The sequence below is a fragment of the Cobetia sp. MC34 genome, from assembly GCF_018340035.1.
GTDB lineage: Bacteria > Pseudomonadota > Gammaproteobacteria > Pseudomonadales > Halomonadaceae > Cobetia > Cobetia amphilecti.
Window position 1 is genome coordinate 203183 of record NZ_JADPPY010000001.1, and the last position, 18178, is coordinate 221360.

At 61.7% G+C, this 18178-nt stretch carries 16 protein-coding genes; 5 read left to right on the forward strand and 11 right to left on the reverse strand.

The annotated features are described in order from the left end of the window. The first annotated feature begins 55 nt into the window (after window positions 1-55). The 4 genes from IZU87_RS00875 to yacG all read left to right on the forward strand — a co-directional run bounded on the left by IZU87_RS00875 (window position 56) and on the right by yacG (window position 3131). Window positions 56-1294 (forward strand): type II secretion system F family protein, encoded by a 1239-nt coding sequence (locus IZU87_RS00875; protein WP_213113406.1) that lies wholly within the window; start codon window positions 56-58, stop codon window positions 1292-1294. 91 nt (window positions 1295-1385) lie between these two features. Beyond that, window positions 1386-2246 carry a prepilin peptidase gene (locus tag IZU87_RS00880; protein ID WP_349305153.1) on the forward strand — a complete coding sequence of 287 codons (861 nt, stop codon included), beginning with the start codon at window positions 1386-1388 and terminating at the stop codon, window positions 2244-2246. After that, on the forward strand, window positions 2243-2893 hold the full coding sequence (gene coaE / locus IZU87_RS00885; protein ID WP_213113407.1) for a dephospho-CoA kinase: 651 nt from the start codon (window positions 2243-2245) through the stop codon (window positions 2891-2893). The genes IZU87_RS00880 and coaE overlap by 4 nt, the downstream gene beginning before the upstream one ends. Next, complete coding sequence (yacG, locus tag IZU87_RS00890) at window positions 2886-3131, forward strand: DNA gyrase inhibitor YacG (protein WP_043332481.1); 246 nt, start codon at window positions 2886-2888, stop codon at window positions 3129-3131. Before coaE ends, yacG begins: the two co-directional genes overlap by 8 nt. A 164-nt stretch (window positions 3132-3295) precedes the next feature. Here yacG and IZU87_RS00895 read toward each other — a convergent pair whose 3' ends face one another. The 4 genes from IZU87_RS00895 to IZU87_RS00910 all read right to left on the reverse strand — a co-directional run bounded on the left by IZU87_RS00895 (window position 3296) and on the right by IZU87_RS00910 (window position 8989). After that, complete coding sequence (locus IZU87_RS00895; RefSeq protein ID WP_043332483.1) at window positions 3296-4249, reverse strand: Nudix family hydrolase; 954 nt, start codon at window positions 4247-4249, stop codon at window positions 3296-3298. A 107-nt stretch (window positions 4250-4356) separates the two neighbouring features. Then, window positions 4357-5580 carry a bifunctional glutamate N-acetyltransferase/amino-acid acetyltransferase ArgJ gene (gene argJ, locus IZU87_RS00900; protein ID WP_213113408.1) on the reverse strand — a complete coding sequence of 408 codons (1224 nt, stop codon included), beginning with the start codon at window positions 5578-5580 and terminating at the stop codon, window positions 4357-4359. 89 nt (window positions 5581-5669) lie between these two features. Then, window positions 5670-8432 carry a preprotein translocase subunit SecA gene (gene secA, locus IZU87_RS00905; RefSeq protein WP_213113409.1) on the reverse strand — a complete coding sequence of 921 codons (2763 nt, stop codon included), beginning with the start codon at window positions 8430-8432 and terminating at the stop codon, window positions 5670-5672. A 146-nt stretch (window positions 8433-8578) separates the two neighbouring features. Then, complete coding sequence (locus IZU87_RS00910; RefSeq protein WP_213113410.1) at window positions 8579-8989, reverse strand: hypothetical protein; 411 nt, start codon at window positions 8987-8989, stop codon at window positions 8579-8581. A gap of 62 nt (window positions 8990-9051) precedes the next feature. Between IZU87_RS00910 and IZU87_RS00915 the strand changes: the two genes are divergently transcribed. Further along, window positions 9052-9531: a DUF721 domain-containing protein gene (locus IZU87_RS00915; RefSeq protein ID WP_213113411.1), complete on the forward strand. Its 480-nt coding sequence runs from the start codon at window positions 9052-9054 to the stop codon at window positions 9529-9531. A 216-nt stretch (window positions 9532-9747) separates the two neighbouring features. Here IZU87_RS00915 and lpxC read toward each other — a convergent pair whose 3' ends face one another. From lpxC to murG, 7 genes are all read right to left on the reverse strand, one after another. After that, complete coding sequence (lpxC, locus tag IZU87_RS00920) at window positions 9748-10659, reverse strand: UDP-3-O-acyl-N-acetylglucosamine deacetylase (RefSeq protein WP_054555085.1); 912 nt, start codon at window positions 10657-10659, stop codon at window positions 9748-9750. A 450-nt stretch (window positions 10660-11109) separates the two neighbouring features. Beyond that, entirely contained in the window at window positions 11110-12276 is a 1167-nt protein-coding gene (ftsZ, locus tag IZU87_RS00925) for a cell division protein FtsZ (RefSeq protein ID WP_043332494.1), read from the reverse strand. Between the two features lie 40 nt (window positions 12277-12316). Continuing rightward, the gene (gene ftsA, locus IZU87_RS00930; protein WP_043332496.1) at window positions 12317-13597 is read right to left on the reverse strand and encodes a cell division protein FtsA; all 1281 of its coding nucleotides are present in this window, start codon (window positions 13595-13597) and stop codon (window positions 12317-12319) included. Between the two features lie 289 nt (window positions 13598-13886). Further along, entirely contained in the window at window positions 13887-14615 is a 729-nt protein-coding gene (locus IZU87_RS00935; RefSeq protein ID WP_213113412.1) for a cell division protein FtsQ/DivIB, read from the reverse strand. Between the two features lie 3 nt (window positions 14616-14618). Beyond that, window positions 14619-15584 carry a D-alanine--D-alanine ligase gene (locus IZU87_RS00940; RefSeq protein WP_349305154.1) on the reverse strand — a complete coding sequence of 322 codons (966 nt, stop codon included), beginning with the start codon at window positions 15582-15584 and terminating at the stop codon, window positions 14619-14621. A 32-nt stretch (window positions 15585-15616) separates the two neighbouring features. Continuing rightward, window positions 15617-17029 (reverse strand): UDP-N-acetylmuramate--L-alanine ligase, encoded by a 1413-nt coding sequence (gene murC, locus IZU87_RS00945; protein ID WP_213113450.1) that lies wholly within the window; start codon window positions 17027-17029, stop codon window positions 15617-15619. Window positions 17030-17051: 22 nt separating this feature from the next. Beyond that, the gene (gene murG / locus IZU87_RS00950; RefSeq protein WP_213113451.1) at window positions 17052-18128 is read right to left on the reverse strand and encodes an undecaprenyldiphospho-muramoylpentapeptide beta-N-acetylglucosaminyltransferase; all 1077 of its coding nucleotides are present in this window, start codon (window positions 18126-18128) and stop codon (window positions 17052-17054) included. Between the last annotated feature and the right edge of the window lie 50 nt (window positions 18129-18178).

Here is an 18178-nt window from a genome sequence, read left to right on the forward strand (position 1 = left end):
ATCATGGCTCGACCTACAATGCCTGCTCCCCATTTATCAGGGAACGATAACTGACATGGCAACTCCCAGAACTGCCAAGCAAGACAAGAAAAAGCCGGGCATTGAGACCTGGCAATGGACTGGCAAGAACTCGCGCGGCGAAAACGTCAAGGGCGAGTTGATGTCGGCTAACGTCGATCAGGTCAAGAGCACGCTGATTAATCAGGGAATCGTAGTCAAGCGTCTGCGCAAGAAGTCATCGCTATTTGGTAGCAGCAAGAAAGTCAGCGGCAAGGATGTCACCATGTTCGCGCGTCAGATGGCAACCATGATTCGCGCCGGCGTACCGGTACTTCAGGCATTTGGCATCGTTGCCGAGAGCATGAAGAGTCCAGGCATGCGCCATCTGGTTGAGGATATGATGAGCGAGGTGGGCGCTGGTGCCAGCTTCTCGGAAGCATTGCGCAAACACCCGCAGCACTTCGATAACCTGTTCACCAATCTTGTTGCTGCCGGAGAACAGGCCGGCGCCTTGGACAAGATGCTGGACCGGGTCGCTACATACAAAGAAAAGATCGACTCACTCAAGGCTCGTGTAAAGAAAGCCTTGTATTACCCCGCTGCGGTGATATGTGTCGGCTTCGGTGTGACTGCTATTCTATTGATAAAAGTTGTACCTCAATTCGAAACTCTTTTTAAGGGTTTCGGTGCTGAATTACCTGCGTTCACTCAGCTTACACTAAGGCTTTCAGAATACGCTCAAGCTTATTGGTATATAGCCATAGCTACTGTAATTATTGCAGTAATCTCTATTTCGCAAGGTATGAAGAGATCTGATAACTTTGCTTATGCCATGCATCGCTTCATGCTAAAAATTCCGGTTCTAGGCGATATTCTTGACAAGTCTTCTGTCGCAAGATACTCAAGAACACTAGCTACCACCTTTCAAGCGGGGGTACCATTAATTGAGTCTCTTGACACTGCAGCTGGTGCCACTGGTAGCAAGGTCTACGAACGCGCTATCGCCCAGATAAAAGAAGATGTCTCCACCGGACAACAACTTAATTTTGCGATGCGAAATACTCAACTATTCCCAACACTTGCGGTACAGATGGTAGCGATCGGTGAAGAATCCGGCGCACTGGATGCCATGCTCAACAAGGTCGCCGATTTCTATGAAGAGGATGTTGATAATAAGGTGGACGCACTGACCTCACTACTCGAGCCTTTTATTATCGTAGTGCTAGGCACATTAGTGGGTGGACTAGTAATTTCAATGTATCTCCCAATATTCGAAATGGGCAACGCGATCTAGAACGCGACCGGTATCTCGGAAGAAGTTTTCATGCCAAGCGGCCGCGCCACCAAAGGGACGCGGCCGTGTCATTTACTGACAAGGACGACTCGTGGAATCACTCGCCCAACTCTCCCCCACACTGCAGGCCTGTCTGGCCGGTATATTTGGTTTGCTGATCGGCAGCTTTCTGAATGTCGTCATCACTCGCCTGCCCGTGATGATGATGCGCCAATGGCGCGCCGAGGCCCGCGAGGCATTGGAGCTGGAAGCCGAAGACACACCGCGCTTCAATCTGCTGGTGCCCGCATCACGCTGCCCGGGCTGTGACACGCCGATCAAGTGGCACGATAACCTCCCCATTCTCGGCTGGCTGAAACGCCGTGGCCGCTGCGCCAGCTGCAATACGCGTATCAGCGCGCAGTACCCGCTGGTGGAACTGGCCGGTGGCGCGCTCGGCGCGTCCATCGCGTTGATCTACGGACTGGAGGTACAGAGCCTGTGGATCTTCGGTGCCTGTCTGACCCTGCTGGTGCTGTCAGTCATCGACTTCCGCACCCAGTTGCTGCCAGATGCCATCACCCTGCCACTACTGTGGGCAGGCCTCGCCTATCAGTTGCTGTTCCAGACTCTGATGCTGCCCAGTGCCGTCATCGGCGCGATGGCGGGCTATCTGGTGCTGTGGAGCTTCTACTGGCTATTCAAGCTGGTCACCGGCAAGGAAGGCATGGGCTACGGTGATTTCAAGTTGCTCGCCGCGTTAGGGGCCTGGCTCGGCTGGCAGTGGTTGCCGCTGCTGCTGATTCTGTCCGCCGGTCTCGGGGCCATTCTGGGTATCCTGCTGCAACTGCTGGTACCGCGTCTGCGCGGCGCACCGATGCCCTTCGGGCCTTACCTGGCGGTTGCCGGCTGGATCGCTCTGCTGTTTGGCACGCCATTGATGAGCCTCTACCTGAGCGTGATCGGCGCATGACGACGTCCTCTCCAACCCAAGGCCCCATCATCGGTGTCACCGGCGGTATCGGCAGCGGCAAATCGAGCGTCGCGCGGCTGTTCGGCGAGCTGGGCATCCAGTGGGTGGATGCCGATGATGTCTCGCGCGAGATCGTGCGCCCCGGCGAAACCGCACTGGCCGAGATCATTACCCACTTCGGCGAGTCGATCGTCACGGCGCAGGGCGAGCTTGATCGCGCCGCACTGCGCGAGCGGATCTTTGCTGCCCCCGAGGAGCGCCAATGGCTGGAGCGCTGCACCCATCCGCGTATCCGGGAGCGGATCGTGCAGCACCTGGCGGCCATGACTAGCCCCTATCGCCTGCTGGTTTCTCCGCTGTTGTTCGAGTCCGGCCAGGACAGCCTCGTCTCACGCACCCTGGTGGTGGATGTCAGCCAGGATATCCAGCTGGCGCGCACGCTGAGCCGCGATGGTGTCAGCGAAGCGCAGGTACGCGCCATCCTCGCCGCCCAGCTGCCACGTGAGACACGACTGGCCAAGGCCGACGATGTCATCGACAATGACGGAAGCCAGGCGCATCTTCGTGAACAGGTAGCGGCCATGGATGCCTACTATCGATCACTGAGCGCCCCCCATACACCGTTTCAGGACACCCCTCATGTCTGATGCCACCGCTTCCCACAATGGCAAGACACCATTGACCGTCGCCTGCCCGCAATGCCGTACCGACGTGGTATGGAGTGCCGCCAGCGAGTTTCGCCCCTTCTGCAGCAAACGCTGCCAACTGCTGGATCTTGGCGCCTGGGCTGACGAATCCCACAGCATCGCCGGTGAGCCCGCCATGGATGAGACCAGCATCGACGAGATGGTGGCGCGCATGGAGCGCGACATGCATCAGCAGTAGCGCTCGACAGAGTCCTGCTGGTTCAGGCTGATACAAAGCTCGGTACTCAAGACGCTCGACAGCCAAGATGTTCGGCAACAAAAGTGCTCGGCAACAAAAAAGACCCTCGAGGCTAGCCTCGAGGGTCTTTTTTCGTTCAGGCAACTGCCATCAACGCGCGATCATCACTTCCAGAAATCACGGATCGATGCGATACCCTGGGCACCGACGGCGCGTGCGTGATCGCTGTCATAGCGGGACATGCCACCCAGCGCATAGACCGGCATGCACGCCTGCTCGACCAGCCCCTGGAAGTCATGCCAGCCCAGCGGCGGACGCTCCGGGTGCGACGGCGTCACACGCAGCGGCGACAGTGACACGAAGTCACACGCCACACGACCGGCCTGGTCCAGCTGCTGCTGATCATGGGTAGAGGCAGACAGCCACTTGTTGGCGGCAATCGGGCGCTCGCCCTTTTCCGCCAGCTCCGCCAGACGCACGCTGGTCAGGTGGATACCATCCGCATCGACCTTGCCGAGCATGGACGGTTCGGCGTTGAGCAGCAGACGAGCACCACGCGCATGACAGATCGCCAGCGCCTTCTCGGCACGCGCGATATAGGCCGCTTCATCCAGCTCCTTGGCGCGCAGCTGGACCAGACGCACCCCGTCCTCATCCAGCGCACGCGTCAGACGCGTCTCGAAGACGTCCTCATCGGCCTCTTCCGGCGTGATCAGGTACTCGCGCGGCAGCGAGACCGCCCGCAGAATCGGCAGATTCGCCGCCGGGAAGGCGTACTTGTAGAGATCCTCGATCTCGACCCAGCGCACTGCCTGCCCTTCACGGCCAAAGGGCTCGCCAGTGAACTGACGCGTTTCCCACACATCCAGCAGGATGTGCTTGTCCGGGTATTCGTGATGAATACGGATCAGCGGCTGAGCACGAATGATCTCGATGCCCAGCTCTTCGCACAGCTCACGCTTGAGCGCTTCCAGACCGGTTTCGTAAGGCGCCAGCTTGCCACCCGGAAACTCCCACAAGCCGCCCTGATCCACCGTCGAGGGACGACGTGCAATCAGGACCTGGCCCTGTTCGTTTAAGATGGCGGCAGCCGCCACGTGAACCCTTCGCTTCGGCATGATGCCTGTACCTTTGACTCGCGTTGTACATCCGACTCCGCCTCGAGAGGCGAAGCCTGCGGGAGATATTGCATTACCGTTTCAGCACAAGCCTCCGCCCTGGGGCGTCAGCTACGATAATCAGCGTTGATCGAGACGTAATCGTGGGACAGATCCGATGTCCAGATGCGAGCTTCCTGCTGTCCACGTCCCAGGCGGATGCCGATCACCAGCTCTTCCTCGGCCATGGCGGCACTGCCGGCGGCTTCGGTGTAGCTGTCGGCACGACCGCCCTGTTCGACGATGGTGACGCCATTGAGCGTGATCGCGACACCCGTGACGTCCAGCTCTTCCAGCGGCGCACGCCCGACGGCCGCCAGAATGCGACCCCAGTTGGCGTCGCTGGCATAGAGCGCTGTCTTGACCAGCGGCGAGTGCGCGACGGTAAAGCCGACGGCACGCGCCTCTTCCTGTGAACGCGCCTCACTGACCTCGATGGTGACGAACTTGGTCGCCCCCTCGCCATCACGAATGATGGCCTGAGCCAGCTCGAGCATGACCTCCGCCAGAGCGGCCTCGAACGCGATCAGGTCTTCACCCTCGACACGCCCGGCCTGCCCCGTGACAGCCAGCATGCAGGCGTCATTGGTGGAAGTATCGGAATCGACGGTGATGCTGTTGAAGCTCTTGACCACCACCCGGCGCAGCATGGCGTCGAGCGCCGCCTGATCGATGGCGAGATCAGCATCGGTGGCCACGAAGCCCAGCATGGTCGCCATGTTCGGGCAGATCATGCCGGAGCCCTTGGAGACACCGGCCAGCGTCACGCTCTCGCCATTGCTCAGCGCAAGCGTCCGCCAGCTGCCCTTGGGCCGCGTATCGGTGGTCATGATGCCATGCGCCGCGGCAGACCAGTCGCCCTTGCCCAGGTTGGCAAAGGCTGTCGGCAACGCCGCCGTCAGGCGATCCATCGGCAGCGGTTCACCGATCACGCCGGTCGAGAACGGCAGCACTGCCCGGGCATCGCAGCCGGCGATCTCCGCCAAGGCCTGGCAGGTCGCGCGAGCATCGGTCATGCCCTGCTCGCCGGTCCCCGCATTGGCATTGCCGGTGTTGATCACCAGATAACGCGGCCCTTCGACGCCTGCCGTGAGGTGCTCACGTGCGACATGGACCGGTGCCGCACAGAAGGCATTGCGGGTAAAAGTGCCTGCAAGACGCGACCCTGCCTCGAGGGCCATGATCACCAGATCACGACGACCCGGCTTCTTGATACCGGCTTCAGCAACCCCGATCTGAAAGCCGGCAATCGCCGGCATGTCAGCGGGAAAAGTGGAAGGCCCTACCGCCATCGTTCACGTCTCCAATCATGGTGTTCTGTGACAACTGCCCCCTGCGAGCCGAATCGACGTGACGCGCAGGGAGGCTGTTTGGCGCAGTGTCAGCTCAGCTTGCCGTGGCACTGCTTGTATTTCTTGCCGGAACCGCACGGGCACGGGTCGTTGCGGCCGACCTTGGGCACATCGCGGCGCATCGGCTCGCCATCGCCCTGGGCCTGAGGCTGCGCACCGTACTGTGCCTCGACGATCTCTTCGGCCGCCTGGACACCGTCTTCACTGACCGCATCTTCATCGACACGGCGCGTTTCGGCGCTGGCCTGCTCACGCTCGAGGTTGGCACGACGCTCTTCTTCGAGCGTGTCGACCTCTTCCTGGCGACGCACCTGCACGTGGCTGAGAATGCGCACCACATCGGACTTGATGTTGACCAGCAGCGTCTGGAACTGCTCGAACGCTTCGCGCTTGTATTCCTGCTTCGGATTCTTCTGGGCATAGCCGCGCAGGTGGATACCGCGACGCAGGTTGTCCATCGCCTGCAGGTGCTCCTTCCAGCGCGTGTCCAGCACCTGAAGCATGACCTGCTTCTCGAAGCGGCGCATCAGCTCAGGGCCAACGGCCTCGACCTTGTCGGCGTAAAGCGCTTCATGGGCGGCCTGCAGACGTTCGCGGAGCGTTTCCTCATGGAAGTGCTCGTCCTCTTCCGCCCACTGCACCAGCGGCAGGTCGAGGTTGAAGTCGGTCTTGAGGTCGTTCTCGAGACTCGGCAGGTCCCACTGTTCCGGCAGGCTCTGCGGCGGCACACGCAGGGAGATGGCGTCATCGAGCACTTCGCGACGGATGCCGGCGATGTTCTCGGCGATCTCGTCGGCTTCGAGGATGTCGTTGCGCTGCTCGTAGATCACGCTGCGCTGGTCGTTGGCGACATCATCGTACTCGAGCAACTGCTTGCGCACGTCGAAGTTACGACCCTCGACCTTCTTCTGCGCGCGCTCGACGGCATTGGAGACCATCTTGTGCTCGATGGCTTCGCCCTTCTCGAGCCCCAGCGCGCCCATCAGACGCTGAACACGGTCAGAGCCGAACAGGCGCATCAGGCTGTCTTCCAGCGACAGGAAGAAGCGCGTGGAACCCGGGTCACCCTGGCGACCGGCACGACCGCGCAGCTGGTTGTCGATACGGCGTGATTCGTGACGCTCGGAGCCGATCACGTGCAGGCCGCCCGCCGCCAGCACGGCTTCGTGACGCTCCTGCCAGCCATGCTTGATCTCGTTGATCTGCTCTTCGGTCGGCGCTTCCAGCTCGGCAAGCTCGGCTTCCCAGTTGCCGCCCAGCATGATGTCGGTACCACGACCGGCCATGTTGGTCGCGATGGTCACGGCGCCCGGACGACCCGCCTGGGCGATGATGGCGGCCTCGCTGACGTGCTGCTTGGCATTGAGGACGTGATGCTTGACGCCCGCCTTGTGCATCATCTGCGACAGCAGCTCGGAGGTCTCGACCGAGGCGGTACCCACCAGCACCGGACGACCTTCCGCGACCTTCTCGCGGGCGTCCTCGATGATGGCGTTGAACTTCTCTTCCGCGGTCAGATAGACCAGATCATTCATGTCCTTGCGCGCGATGGGCTTGTTGGTCGGGATGACCATCACGTCGAGGTTGTAGATCTGACGGAATTCGAAGGCCTCGGTATCGGCCGTACCGGTCATGCCGGACAGCTTGTCGTAGAGACGGAAGTAATTCTGGAAGGTCGTGGATGCCAGCGTCTGGCTTTCCTTCTGGATGGCAACGCCTTCCTTGGCCTCGACCGCCTGGTGCAGGCCTTCAGACCAGCGACGACCGACCATGGTACGCCCGGTGTGCTCATCGACGATGACCACTTCGCCGTTGTTGACGATGTAGTCCACGTCACGCACGAACAGGTTCTGGGCACGCAGCGCAGAGTGCACGTGGTGCAGCAGGCTCAGGTTCTGGGCTGCATACAGGGAATCCTCTTCCCCGAGCAGCTCCTGGGCACGCAGCAGCGCCTCGACCTTCTGGTGACCGAACTCGGTCAGCTCGACCTGCTTCTGCTTCTCATCGAGGGTGAAATCGCCGCTTTCCGGATCTTCCTCATCGCTGCACTGCTCGAGCTCGCGCGCCATGCGATCGATGATCTTGTAGAGGTCGGTATTCTCTTCCACCGGACCGGAGATGATCAGCGGCGTGCGCGCCTCATCGATCAGGATGGAGTCGACCTCATCGATGATGGCGAAGTGCAGCTTGCGCTGGACCTTGTCTTCCAGCGAGAAGGCCATGTTGTCGCGCAGGTAATCGAAACCGTATTCGTTGTTGGTGCCGTAGGTGATATCGGCCTGATAGGCGGCGCGCTTGTCTTCGTTGGGCTGGCCGGAGTAGATGACACCGACACTCAGGCCGAGGAATTCATACAGCGGACGCATCCAGTTGGCATCACGGGTGGCCAGATAGTCGTTGACCGTCACCACGTGGACGCCTTCGCCGGTCAGTGCGTTCAGGTAGACCGCAAGCGTCCCCACCAGCGTCTTGCCCTCACCGGTCTTCATCTCGGCGATGCGACCTTCGTGCAGCGCCATGCCGCCGACCATCTGGGTATCGAAGTGACGCATGCCCATGATGCGCTTGCTGGCCTCACGCACGGTCGCGAAGGCTTCCGGCAGCAGCTTGTCGAGGTGTTCCCCTTGCGCGAGACGCTCGCGGAATTCCGCGGTCTTGGCTGTCAGCGCCTCATCGGAGAGCGGTTCAAGCTCGCTCTCGAGCGCATTGATCGCGTTGACCCGCTTGCGCAGGCGCTTCACTTCGCGATCGTTCTTGGAACCCACTACCTTGGTCAGGAATTTACCCAGCATATTCTGTCCTTGTACGTGACCCGGGGGTCGGGTCACGCCTTCACATATCATGACACTCAAGCGCTGCCGCCAAACGCGATGACAGGGCAGCTCGATGTGGCCCGGAGCCCATCAGGCATTACGCTCGAAAGAGAAAACGAACCTCATCATCCGTGACGCGAACGATGAACGGGGTGTGAGGACAGAAGGGGCGGCGCACGCGGCGCGATGGCATTGACGAGACCACGCAGCAGAACGCGGGTGCAGGAAACGAAGGAGCGCTGGCGCGGGAGGTTGGGACTGGCCTGGGGCGCACGACGCACCCGCTTGCGCAGGCAGCGCAGCCCCTGACGGCGACTCTCGGCACGAATCACCGCGGGTGCCAGCAACTGGATGCTGGCCAGCGTCAGATTGACGCGCTCGACCTGCGCCGCGCTCAGTCCAGCGGGGAACAGACAGCTGAGCAGCAGGCCTGCCAGCAGCCAGCGCGGCGCCGTGCGTACCGACCAGCGACGCGAAGCGCCGCTACCGGAATCCGGTAACGTACGAGGGCGTGCTGTGGCATCGACAGGGCTCATACTGTTGCCGGACTCCCGCTCATGATAGATTGCCGGAAATCTCTGAACCGGCATGCAAGCCCATGAGTATAAAGGCTAAGCGTTTCCGCGCCCAGCCCGCGGCGCGCCTGTTGAACGGCAAGGGGCAACTTGGCAGCGTCATGCGCCAGGCGCGCATGCTCGAGCAGGCCCAGCTGCACCTGCGTGCTGCACTGCCCAAGGACATGCAGGAACAGGTCTTCGTCGGCGGCTATCACGATGACACCTTGACGCTGATCACCAGCCGCGCCTCCTGGCTGACCTGGCTGCGCTATGAGCAGCGTCGCCTGATCAGTGTGCTGCGCGAGCTGCCAGAGCTTGCCACCCTCGCGCGCCTGGCCTTCAAGGTCCGCCCGATTCGCCCGGCCTTCGTGCCCGCACGCCAACCACGCCACCTGCCAGAGGCTGCCGCGGAACATCTGCTGGATTGCGCCTCACATACCCGGGACGAGCGGCTGCGCCTCGCCCTGGAGCGTCTGGCGGCCCACGCATCGGATTCGAGCGACGACACCGAGACGTCCTGAGCCAACTCAAGTTTTTCTTGTCTGGCATGCAAACAGCCGCGCCGCCCAGAAGGGCGGCGCGGCTGTTGTCGTTTCCATCTCCGGCTGGCTAAGGCCGGAGCAGTGCTGTCAGGCTGGACGGGCTAGGTCACAGTGTTCTGCTCGTACTGTCTCTCTGAGTGCTTTTCTTCTGAAATACCTCGTCTTGCCGCTTTCGCAGATGTCACTGGCCTCGACTCAGACGGCAAGCGCCGGAGAGGCATAGGAAATCGGCATCGCATCGGAGTTCTCGAAGGTGACGATCTCGTAGCTGTCGGCATTTTCCAGCAGCGCGCGGCACAGCATGTTGTTGAGGCCATGACCGGACTTGTAGCCACGGAACTCACCGATAATGCTGTGGCCCAGCTGGTAGAGGTCACCGATGGCGTCCAGCACCTTGTGCTTGACGAACTCATCGTCGTAACGCAGGCCTTCATCGTTGAGGATGCGATAGTCATCGACGACGATGGCGTTGTCGAGGCTTCCGCCCAGCGCGAGGTTCTGGGAGCGCAGGAACTCGAGATCACGCATGAAGCCGAAGGTACGCGCGCGAGACACTTCCTTGACGAAGGAGGTGGTAGAGAAGTCGACCGTGGTGGTCTGCTTCTGCTGCTCGAACACCGGGTGATCGAAGTCGATGGCGAAGGACACCTTGAAGCCGTTGTGCGGCAGGAAGGTCGCGACCTTGTCGCCATCACGCACTTCGATCTCGCGCTTGATGCGGATGAACTTCTTGAGCGACGACTGCTCCTGGATACCAGCGGACTGGATCAGGAAGACGAACGGACCGGCGCTGCCGTCCATGATCGGCACTTCCGGCGCGGACAGCTCGACGAAGCAGTTGTCGATGCCCAGGCCTGCGAAGGCGGACATCAGGTGCTCGACGGTCGTCACCTTGGCTTCACCGTTGGAGACGGCGGTGCACATGGTGGTGTCACGGACGCTCATCGCATCGGCACGGATATGAGCCTGCGGCTCGAGATCGGTACGGATGAAGACGATGCCGGTGTTGACCGGAGCGGGACGCAGCGTCAGGTAAACCTTGTCACCTGAGTGCAGACCAACGCCTGTGGCGCGGATCGTATTCTGGAGTGTTTTTTGTCGAATCATAGGGAGATAGCCAGTCAGCCTGAATTTGGAAACAGTGTTCATGATAACAGCAATGCAGGAATTCAACAAATTGTCACCTGCCGCTGTTAGGGAAATTCAACATTGCCTTTCGAGCACCATTGAGGCTGACCCGCGCGCCTGCTGGCCTCGTGCTGAGTATGAACACGCAATCACCAAACAGTTCTCACTCGCACTGCCATAAAACGATAATCAATGTGCAAGACAGCTTGAAGACCTCCTTCCTTACGCGCCCACGGCACTGTCGGATGCACCCGTGACGCACAGGCAGCGCCCCGCGCCGGCGGCGAAAGGCCCTTTTGTCTGCCCCGGAAACGACTTCACCCACCCGGGAAACCCCGGATGGGTGAAGTCAGACTCATGATGAGCCGTGTCATCTCAGACTCATGCCGACTGATACATGAGCGTCAATGACGTGTCAGTCAGTGCGCATCAGTCAGCCTGGCGACGCAGGAAGGCCGGGATATCGAGATAGTCATCCATATCACGCGACTTGCGCGGCTCAGACTTCTTGGCTGCCGCTTCCTGCTCTTCCTTGGCCTGACGGGTGACCGTCGGCGTCTGCAGGCTGCGGTAGTCCGCCGGCTTCTCGACGGTACGCTTGGCCGGTGCCGTTTCACGCGCCGCCGGCTTCTCGACGCGACCGTCGAGACCCGCCGCCACGACAGTGACACGCAGCTCGTCGGTCATGTCCATGTCGATGGAGGTCCCGACCACGATGGTGGCGTCCGGAGAAGCGAACTCCTGCACGGTGGCACCCACATCGTTGAATTCACCGATGGAGAGGTCCGGGCCCGCCGTGATGTTGACCAGGATACCGCGCGCGCCGTGCAGATCGATGTCTTCGAGCAGCGGGCTGCGAATGGCCTTCTCGGCGGCTTCACGAGCACGGTTCTCGCCGATGGCGTCACCGGTCCCCATCATCGCCATGCCCATCTCGGACATGACAGTGCGCACGTCGGCGAAATCGACGTTGATGATGCCCGGGCTGGTGATCAGCTCCGCGATCCCCTGCACAGCACCCAGCAACACGTCGTTGGCGGCGCTGAAGGCGCTCAGCAGGCTGGCGCTCTTGCCCAGCACAGACAGCAGCTTCTCGTTGGGGATGGTGATCAGGGAGTCGACGTGCTCGGAGAGCTCCTTCATGCCCTGCTCTGCCGCCTTCTGACGACGCGGCCCTTCGAACGGGAACGGACGCGTGACGACGGCCACGGTCAGGATGCCCAGTTCCTTGGCGACCTGCGCCACGACAGGAGCACCGCCGGTACCGGTACCCCCCCCCATGCCAGCCGTGATGAAGACCATGTCGGCGCCTTGCAGCAGCTCGACGATACGCTCACGGTCTTCCATCGCCGCCTGGCGGCCCACTTCCGGGTTGGCGCCAGCGCCAAGCCCCTTGGTGATTTCACTGCCCAGCTGCAGGACAGTCTTGGCGGCCACGCGCTTGAGCGCCTGAGCATCGGTGTTGGCGCAGATGAACTCGACGCCTTCGATGTTGCTCTCGACCATGTGATTGACGGCGTTACCACCGCCGCCGCCAACACCGATCACCTTGATGACCGCGCTGCTGGAGGGTGCGTTATCTACCAGTTCGAACATATGCCCTGTCTCCTGGATCACAGTCTTTCTGTAATCCCTGTCAGAAATTTCCCTTGAACCAGCCCTTGATCCGCTCCAGCGTGGAGGTGTCGTGCTCTTGGCCGTGAACGCGTCGCGCGGCAGATTCCTCTCTGCGCACCGCGACGGTCGTCGACGATGGCGTGTGCCGCTCCTGTTTCATCCCATAATGTAGCAAACCCACACCCGTGGAATAAATCGGATTGCGGACCACATCCGCCAGTCCACGCACATTCTGCGGGCAAGCGATGCGAACCGGCATGTGGAAGATCTCCTCCGCCAGCTCAACGACACCTTCCATGCGTGACGTTCCACCCGTCAGAACCACGCCCGCAGCCACGAGATCTTCATAGCCACTGCGACGCAATTCATCGCGGACCAGGGTGAACAGTTCCTCATACCTGGGCTCGACCACTTCGGCCAACGCTTGACGGGACAGATCACGTGCCGGTCGGTCACCGACACTCGGCACCTTGATCGTCTCGTCGCTGGAGGCCAGCTGGGTCAGAGCACAGGCATACTTGACCTTGATTTCTTCTGCATATTGCGTCGGTGTGCGCAGCGCCATGGCGATGTCATTCGTGACCTGATCACCCGCGATGGGGATCACAGCCGTATGACGAATGGCACCTTCGGTGAAGACGGCGATATCCGTGGTACCACCGCCGATATCCACCATGCACACACCCAATTCACGCTCATCCTCGGTCAGAACCGCATGACTCGAGGCGAGCTGCTCGAGAATGATGTCGTCGACTTCGAGCCCGCAGCGACGCACGCACTTCTCGATATTCTGCACGGCATTCAGTGCGGCAGTGACCAGGTGAACGCGCGCCTCAAGACGCACCCCGGACATGCCCAACGGCTCGCGAATACCTTCCTGACGGTCAATGGCATATTCCTGCGGCAGCACGTGAAGAATGCGCTGACCTTCAGAAATCGCTCGAGCGCGCGCCGAGTCGATCACGCGTTCGATATCAGACGGCGTCACTTCGCGATCCTTGATCGCCACGACACCATCGGAATTCATCGAACTGATATGACTGCCGGCGATGCCCACATACACCGAGTGGATATCGCAGCCGGCCATCAACTCAGCCTCCTCCACTGCGCGCTGAATCGACTGTACGGTCGATTCGATGTTGATCACCACCCCCTTCTTCATGCCACGTGAAGGGTGGGAGCCAATTCCCGCAATTTCGATACCGCCATCATCGGTCGGCTGACCCACGATCGCGACTACCTTGGAGGTTCCGATGTCCAGCCCGACCACCATATCCTGTGATTTGGAATGTCCTGCCATAGGTCGGGCCAGCTCCTTGATTCTGGTTCATCATGAAAATAATTGCGCGCTTTGACAGACAACATGTCTGCCGCACCACCCAAAACGGGTTTACGTTCCGTTTAACCCGTACAGAGGGATTTGACTTCCCAGTATAGGAGCAGCCACTTGGGGCATACCAGCCTAAAATACCGAGGGGCGCAAATCCCCGCTAGAATAGGCGGGATTGACGACAAATGAAACTGGCGATATCGCCATTTTGCTAATACTCACACGCAAATGAAGCATGTAGTGAGTGTCGCCATTTGCCTCAACTGTCCTTGCCTTCTTCGGGTGCCGTCGTCTCCCCATGCCACGCCACTGCCACTCCGTTGGGGTAACGCAGATCAATGTAGCGGATCTGCGACGCCTCATCACCCAGACGCCGCTGCCAGGCCGCCATGAAACGCGCCAGACGCGCCTCTCGATCATTGCGCCCCAGCATTACCCACACCGAATCATTGACCTGAAAGCGCCAGGCGCCGCGTGGCTCCAATCGCAACTGGGAGACATTGAGCCCCAGCCCGCCCAACTGGCTCTGCAGCGCGTCAAGCTCGGCCAGCACTTCGGATCCACTGCCCCTGGGCCCCGCCAGATTGGGCAGATTGCCCAGCTGCGTGACCGGGCCCGCCTGGAAGGCATCACCGCGCACATTGAGCAATTCGCCATCATTCCAGTAGGCCACCGGCTGTTGTTCAAACAGCTCGAATTCGAGTGTATCCGGCCAGCGACGCGAGATGCTGACTTCACTCAGCCAATCGATCGCCAACGCGCGACGCCGAACCTCGCCCAATGGGACGGAGAGCCAGCTCTGGCCACGAATCAACGGCGCGATGTGACGCTGAAGGTAGGCAGCACTGACATGATCGAAGTCACCCTTGATGGTGACTCGCTCAATGGGACGGTCAAGCCAGGTCCACAATGCCTGTCCGCCCGCGACCAGCAGCGCAAGACCGAGAACGAGGCCGAAGATTGCGCCGGTAGTGCTACGCGCCGCCATCGATCAATGACCACTCGGCTGAGCGACTGACGCGTCATTTGCGTCCCGCTCGGCGAGAGTCGTGTCGAGAATACGCAGCACCAGGGTGGCGAAATCGAGCCCGACATGCGCCGCGGACTGCGGCACCAGGCTGTGATCGGTCATGCCCGGCGAGGTGTTGACTTCCAGCAGCCAGAAGGCGCCGTCCGCATCTTCCATCACATCGACACGACCCCAACCCTCGCAGCCCAGCACGTTGAATGCCTTGAGCGAGATCTCGGCCAATTCCGCCTCGCGCACAGCGCCCAGACCACAAGGCAGCAGATAGCGCGTGGTATTGGCGATGTATTTGGCATCGTAATCATAGAACCCGCTATCGGCTTCGATGCGAATGGCCGGCAGGACTTCGCCGTCCAATACCGACACCGTATATTCCGGCCCCTTGATGAAACGCTCGGCCATCACCACCGCATCGAAGCGGCTGGCATCCGTCCAGGCATCCTGAAGCGCCTGGGCGTCCTCGACGACATGGATGCCGAGTGTCGACCCCTCATGCACCGGCTTGACCACCACCGGTGTCCCGAGCGTCTCGAGCACCGACTGCCAGTCCGTATCCGCCGCCAGGCGACAGGAGCGTGGCGTCGGCAAGCCTTCGATATCCCAGAGCTTCTTGGTACGCAGCTTGTCCATGCCCAGTGCAGAGGCCAGCACGCCGCTACCGGTGTAGGGGATGCCCAGCAATTCCAGCGCACCCTGCAAGGTGCCATCTTCGCCGCCGCGACCATGCATGGCGATGAAGACACGGTCGGGACGCAATGCCTCGAGACCGGCCAGCCCATGCGCCATGTCATAGCCCTGCACATCGACACCTGCGCCCTGCAGGGCCGCCAGCACCGCCGCACCGCTCTTGAGCGACACCTCGCGCTCGGCGCTCAGGCCACCGAACAGCACCACGACACGCCCATAGCGCGTGGCCAGTTCAGGATTCACGCCTGTCGATCCGGACGGGGAGGAAGAGACGGTCATAGCGTCACCTCGTCAAGCTTGAGGTCGGCCCCCGCCAGTGCCAGCGCAATACCACCGACATCGCCCGCCCCCTGGGTAATCAGGATATCGCCCGGACGCAGCACGTTCTTGAGCAGGTCCGGCAAGGCACGCTTGTGCTCGACGAACAGCGGGTCCACCTGACCGCGTTGACGGATCGAGCCCGCCAGCGAGCGGCCATCGGCGCCCGGAATCATCGCTTCCCCGGCGCTGTAGACATCCAGCAGCAACAACGTATCGACTTCGGACAGCACACGCACGAAGTCTTCATAGAGATCATGGGTGCGTGAATAACGGTGCGGCTGGTAGGCCATCACCAGACGGCGCTGCGGCCAGCCGGCGCGCACGGCGTGAATCACCATCTCCACTTCGCGCGGGTGGTGGCCATAATCGTCCACCAGCATCACGCTCTGCTCACCATTGGGTGCCGCGAATTCTCCGTGCACCTGGAAGCGACGACCGACACCGGCAAAGCTTGCCAGTGCGCGGGCGATGGCTTCGTCGCTGACACCGACATCGGTGGCGATGGCGATCGCCGCCAGGGCATTGAGCGCATTGTGCTCACCCGGCATCGCCAGGGTGATCTCGAGTGGTGCATGGCCTTCCGGACGCAGCGCCGTGAAGCTGAGCTGACCGCCACCCTGGCGGAAATCGCTGATACGGTAATCGGCATCGTCGCTGAAGCCGTAGGTCACGAACTGACGCTGAACACGCGGCAGCAGCTCACGCACGTTGGCATCATCGATACACAGCACCGCCAGACCGTAGAACGGCAGGTTGTGCAGGAATTCGATGAAGGTGTCCTTGAGGCGATTGAAGTCGCCCTCATAGGTGGCCATGTGATCGGCATCGACGTTGGTCACCACCGAGATCAACGGCTGCAGATGCAGGAAGGAGGCATCGGACTCGTCCGCCTCGGCGACCAGATACTCGCCCTCGCCCAGACGGGCATTGGTGCCCGCGCTGGTCAGCTTGCCGCCGATGACGAAGGTCGGGTCCATGCCACCTTCCGCGAGCAGGGTCGCGGTCAGGCTGGTGGTGGTGGTCTTGCCGTGCGTGCCGGCAATCGCGATGCCCTGGCGGAAGCGCATCAGCTCGGCGAGCATCTCGGCGCGACGCACGACGGGGATGCGATGCTCCCGCGCCCAGGCCACTTCCGGGTTGGTGGTGTCCACCGCGGTCGAGACCACGACCACATCCGCGCCTTCGGCATTGATGGCCGCATGACCGATGGCGACACGCACGCCGCACTCACGCAGGTGAGCCGTGACGGCGGATTCCTTGAGGTCACTGCCGCTGACCTCATAGCCCATGTTGCCCAGTACTTCGGCGATACCACACATGCCCACACCGCCGATGCCGACGAAGTGGATACGACGGATGCGGCGCATACCTGCACCGCGATCAGAATTGCTAGCGTTCAAGGCGAGTCTCCATGCAGCCTGCCAGCATGGTCGCTACCGCATCGAGTTCCGCACTATTGCGGGCGCGAGCGGCCATGCCAGTGAGTATCTTGGGGTCGAGCAATTCTGCCAGCGTCTCGGCGAGGCGCTCGGCAGTCAACGTATTCTGGGGAATCAGGCGCGCGGCATCCGCCTTGACCAATACCGCGGCATTGACGGTCTGGTGGTCATCCACGGCGTGGGGGAACGGCACCAGCACCGCAGGCCGACCTGCCGCGGCCAGCTCGGCCACGGTCAGGGCGCCGGCGCGACAGACCACGAGGTCTGCCCAGGCGTAGGCCTCGGCCATGTCACCGATGAACTCGCTGACCTCAGCCGTGACACCGGCTGCCTGATAGGCGACGAGGGTCGCCTCCTGCTTGTCACGTCCGGCCTGATGGCGCACCACGGGGCGCGAGGCTTCCGGCAGCAGGGCCAGCGCCGGCGCGAGCGTCTCGTTGAGCGCCTGAGCGCCCAGCGAGCCGCCCATCACCAGCAGATGCAACGCACGCGCCTCGCCTGCCGTCTCGACAGCAGACTCGGACGCATGCCCGGCGGCACCGACATCGGCGATCTCATCGCGCACCGGATTGCCCACCACCTGAGCCCCGCGGGCCGGCGGGAAGGCGCCCGGGAAGGCGGCGTAGACACGCGTCGCCATCCGCGCCAGCACCTTGTTGGTCAGGCCCGCGATGGCGTTCTGCTCATGAATGATCAACGGAATGCCTTCAAGGCGCGCCGCGAGCCCGCCCGGACCACTGGCGAAGCCACCGAGGCCTACCACCAGCACCGGCTTGAGCTCACGAATCACGCGCCGTGCCTGCAGGACGGCACGCGCGAGACGGAACGGAATCGCCGCATAGCCCGCCAGCCCCTTGCCGCGCAGGCCCGCGACCTCGACCCGATGCAGCGGGTAGCCGGCGTCGGGCACCAGACGGTTCTCGATGCCACGCGGGCTGCCCAGCCAATGAATCTCGTGACCGGCCGCCGCGAGGGCACGCGCCAGCGACAGCGCCGGGATCACATGCCCTCCCGTGCCGCCGGCCATCATCAGCACGACGCCTTTGGAGACAGTGTCTACCGAGTCAACCGCCCCCT

What these genes read in the sequence shown, in the direction of transcription:
- IZU87_RS00875 (WP_213113406.1), top strand. Translation starts at nt 56, where the DNA reads ATGGCAACTCCCAGAACTGCCAAGCAAGACAAGAAAAAGCCGGGCATT.
- coaE (WP_213113407.1), top strand. Translation starts at nt 2,243, where the DNA reads ATGACGACGTCCTCTCCAACCCAAGGCCCCATCATCGGTGTCACCGGC.
- yacG (WP_043332481.1), top strand. Translation starts at nt 2,886, where the DNA reads ATGTCTGATGCCACCGCTTCCCACAATGGCAAGACACCATTGACCGTC.
- IZU87_RS00895 (WP_043332483.1), bottom strand. Translation starts at nt 4,249, where the DNA reads ATGCCGAAGCGAAGGGTTCACGTGGCGGCTGCCGCCATCTTAAACGAA.
- argJ (WP_213113408.1), bottom strand. Translation starts at nt 5,580, where the DNA reads ATGGCGGTAGGGCCTTCCACTTTTCCCGCTGACATGCCGGCGATTGCC.
- secA (WP_213113409.1), bottom strand. Translation starts at nt 8,432, where the DNA reads ATGCTGGGTAAATTCCTGACCAAGGTAGTGGGTTCCAAGAACGATCGC.
- IZU87_RS00910 (WP_213113410.1), bottom strand. Translation starts at nt 8,989, where the DNA reads ATGAGCCCTGTCGATGCCACAGCACGCCCTCGTACGTTACCGGATTCC.
- IZU87_RS00915 (WP_213113411.1), top strand. Translation starts at nt 9,052, where the DNA reads ATGAGTATAAAGGCTAAGCGTTTCCGCGCCCAGCCCGCGGCGCGCCTG.
- lpxC (WP_054555085.1), bottom strand. Translation starts at nt 10,659, where the DNA reads ATGATTCGACAAAAAACACTCCAGAATACGATCCGCGCCACAGGCGTT.
- ftsZ (WP_043332494.1), bottom strand. Translation starts at nt 12,276, where the DNA reads ATGTTCGAACTGGTAGATAACGCACCCTCCAGCAGCGCGGTCATCAAG.
- ftsA (WP_043332496.1), bottom strand. Translation starts at nt 13,597, where the DNA reads ATGGCAGGACATTCCAAATCACAGGATATGGTGGTCGGGCTGGACATC.
- IZU87_RS00935 (WP_213113412.1), bottom strand. Translation starts at nt 14,615, where the DNA reads ATGGCGGCGCGTAGCACTACCGGCGCAATCTTCGGCCTCGTTCTCGGT.
- murC (WP_213113450.1), bottom strand. Translation starts at nt 17,029, where the DNA reads ATGCGCCGCATCCGTCGTATCCACTTCGTCGGCATCGGCGGTGTGGGC.
- murG (WP_213113451.1), bottom strand. Translation starts at nt 18,128, where the DNA reads ATGGCCGGCGGCACGGGAGGGCATGTGATCCCGGCGCTGTCGCTGGCG.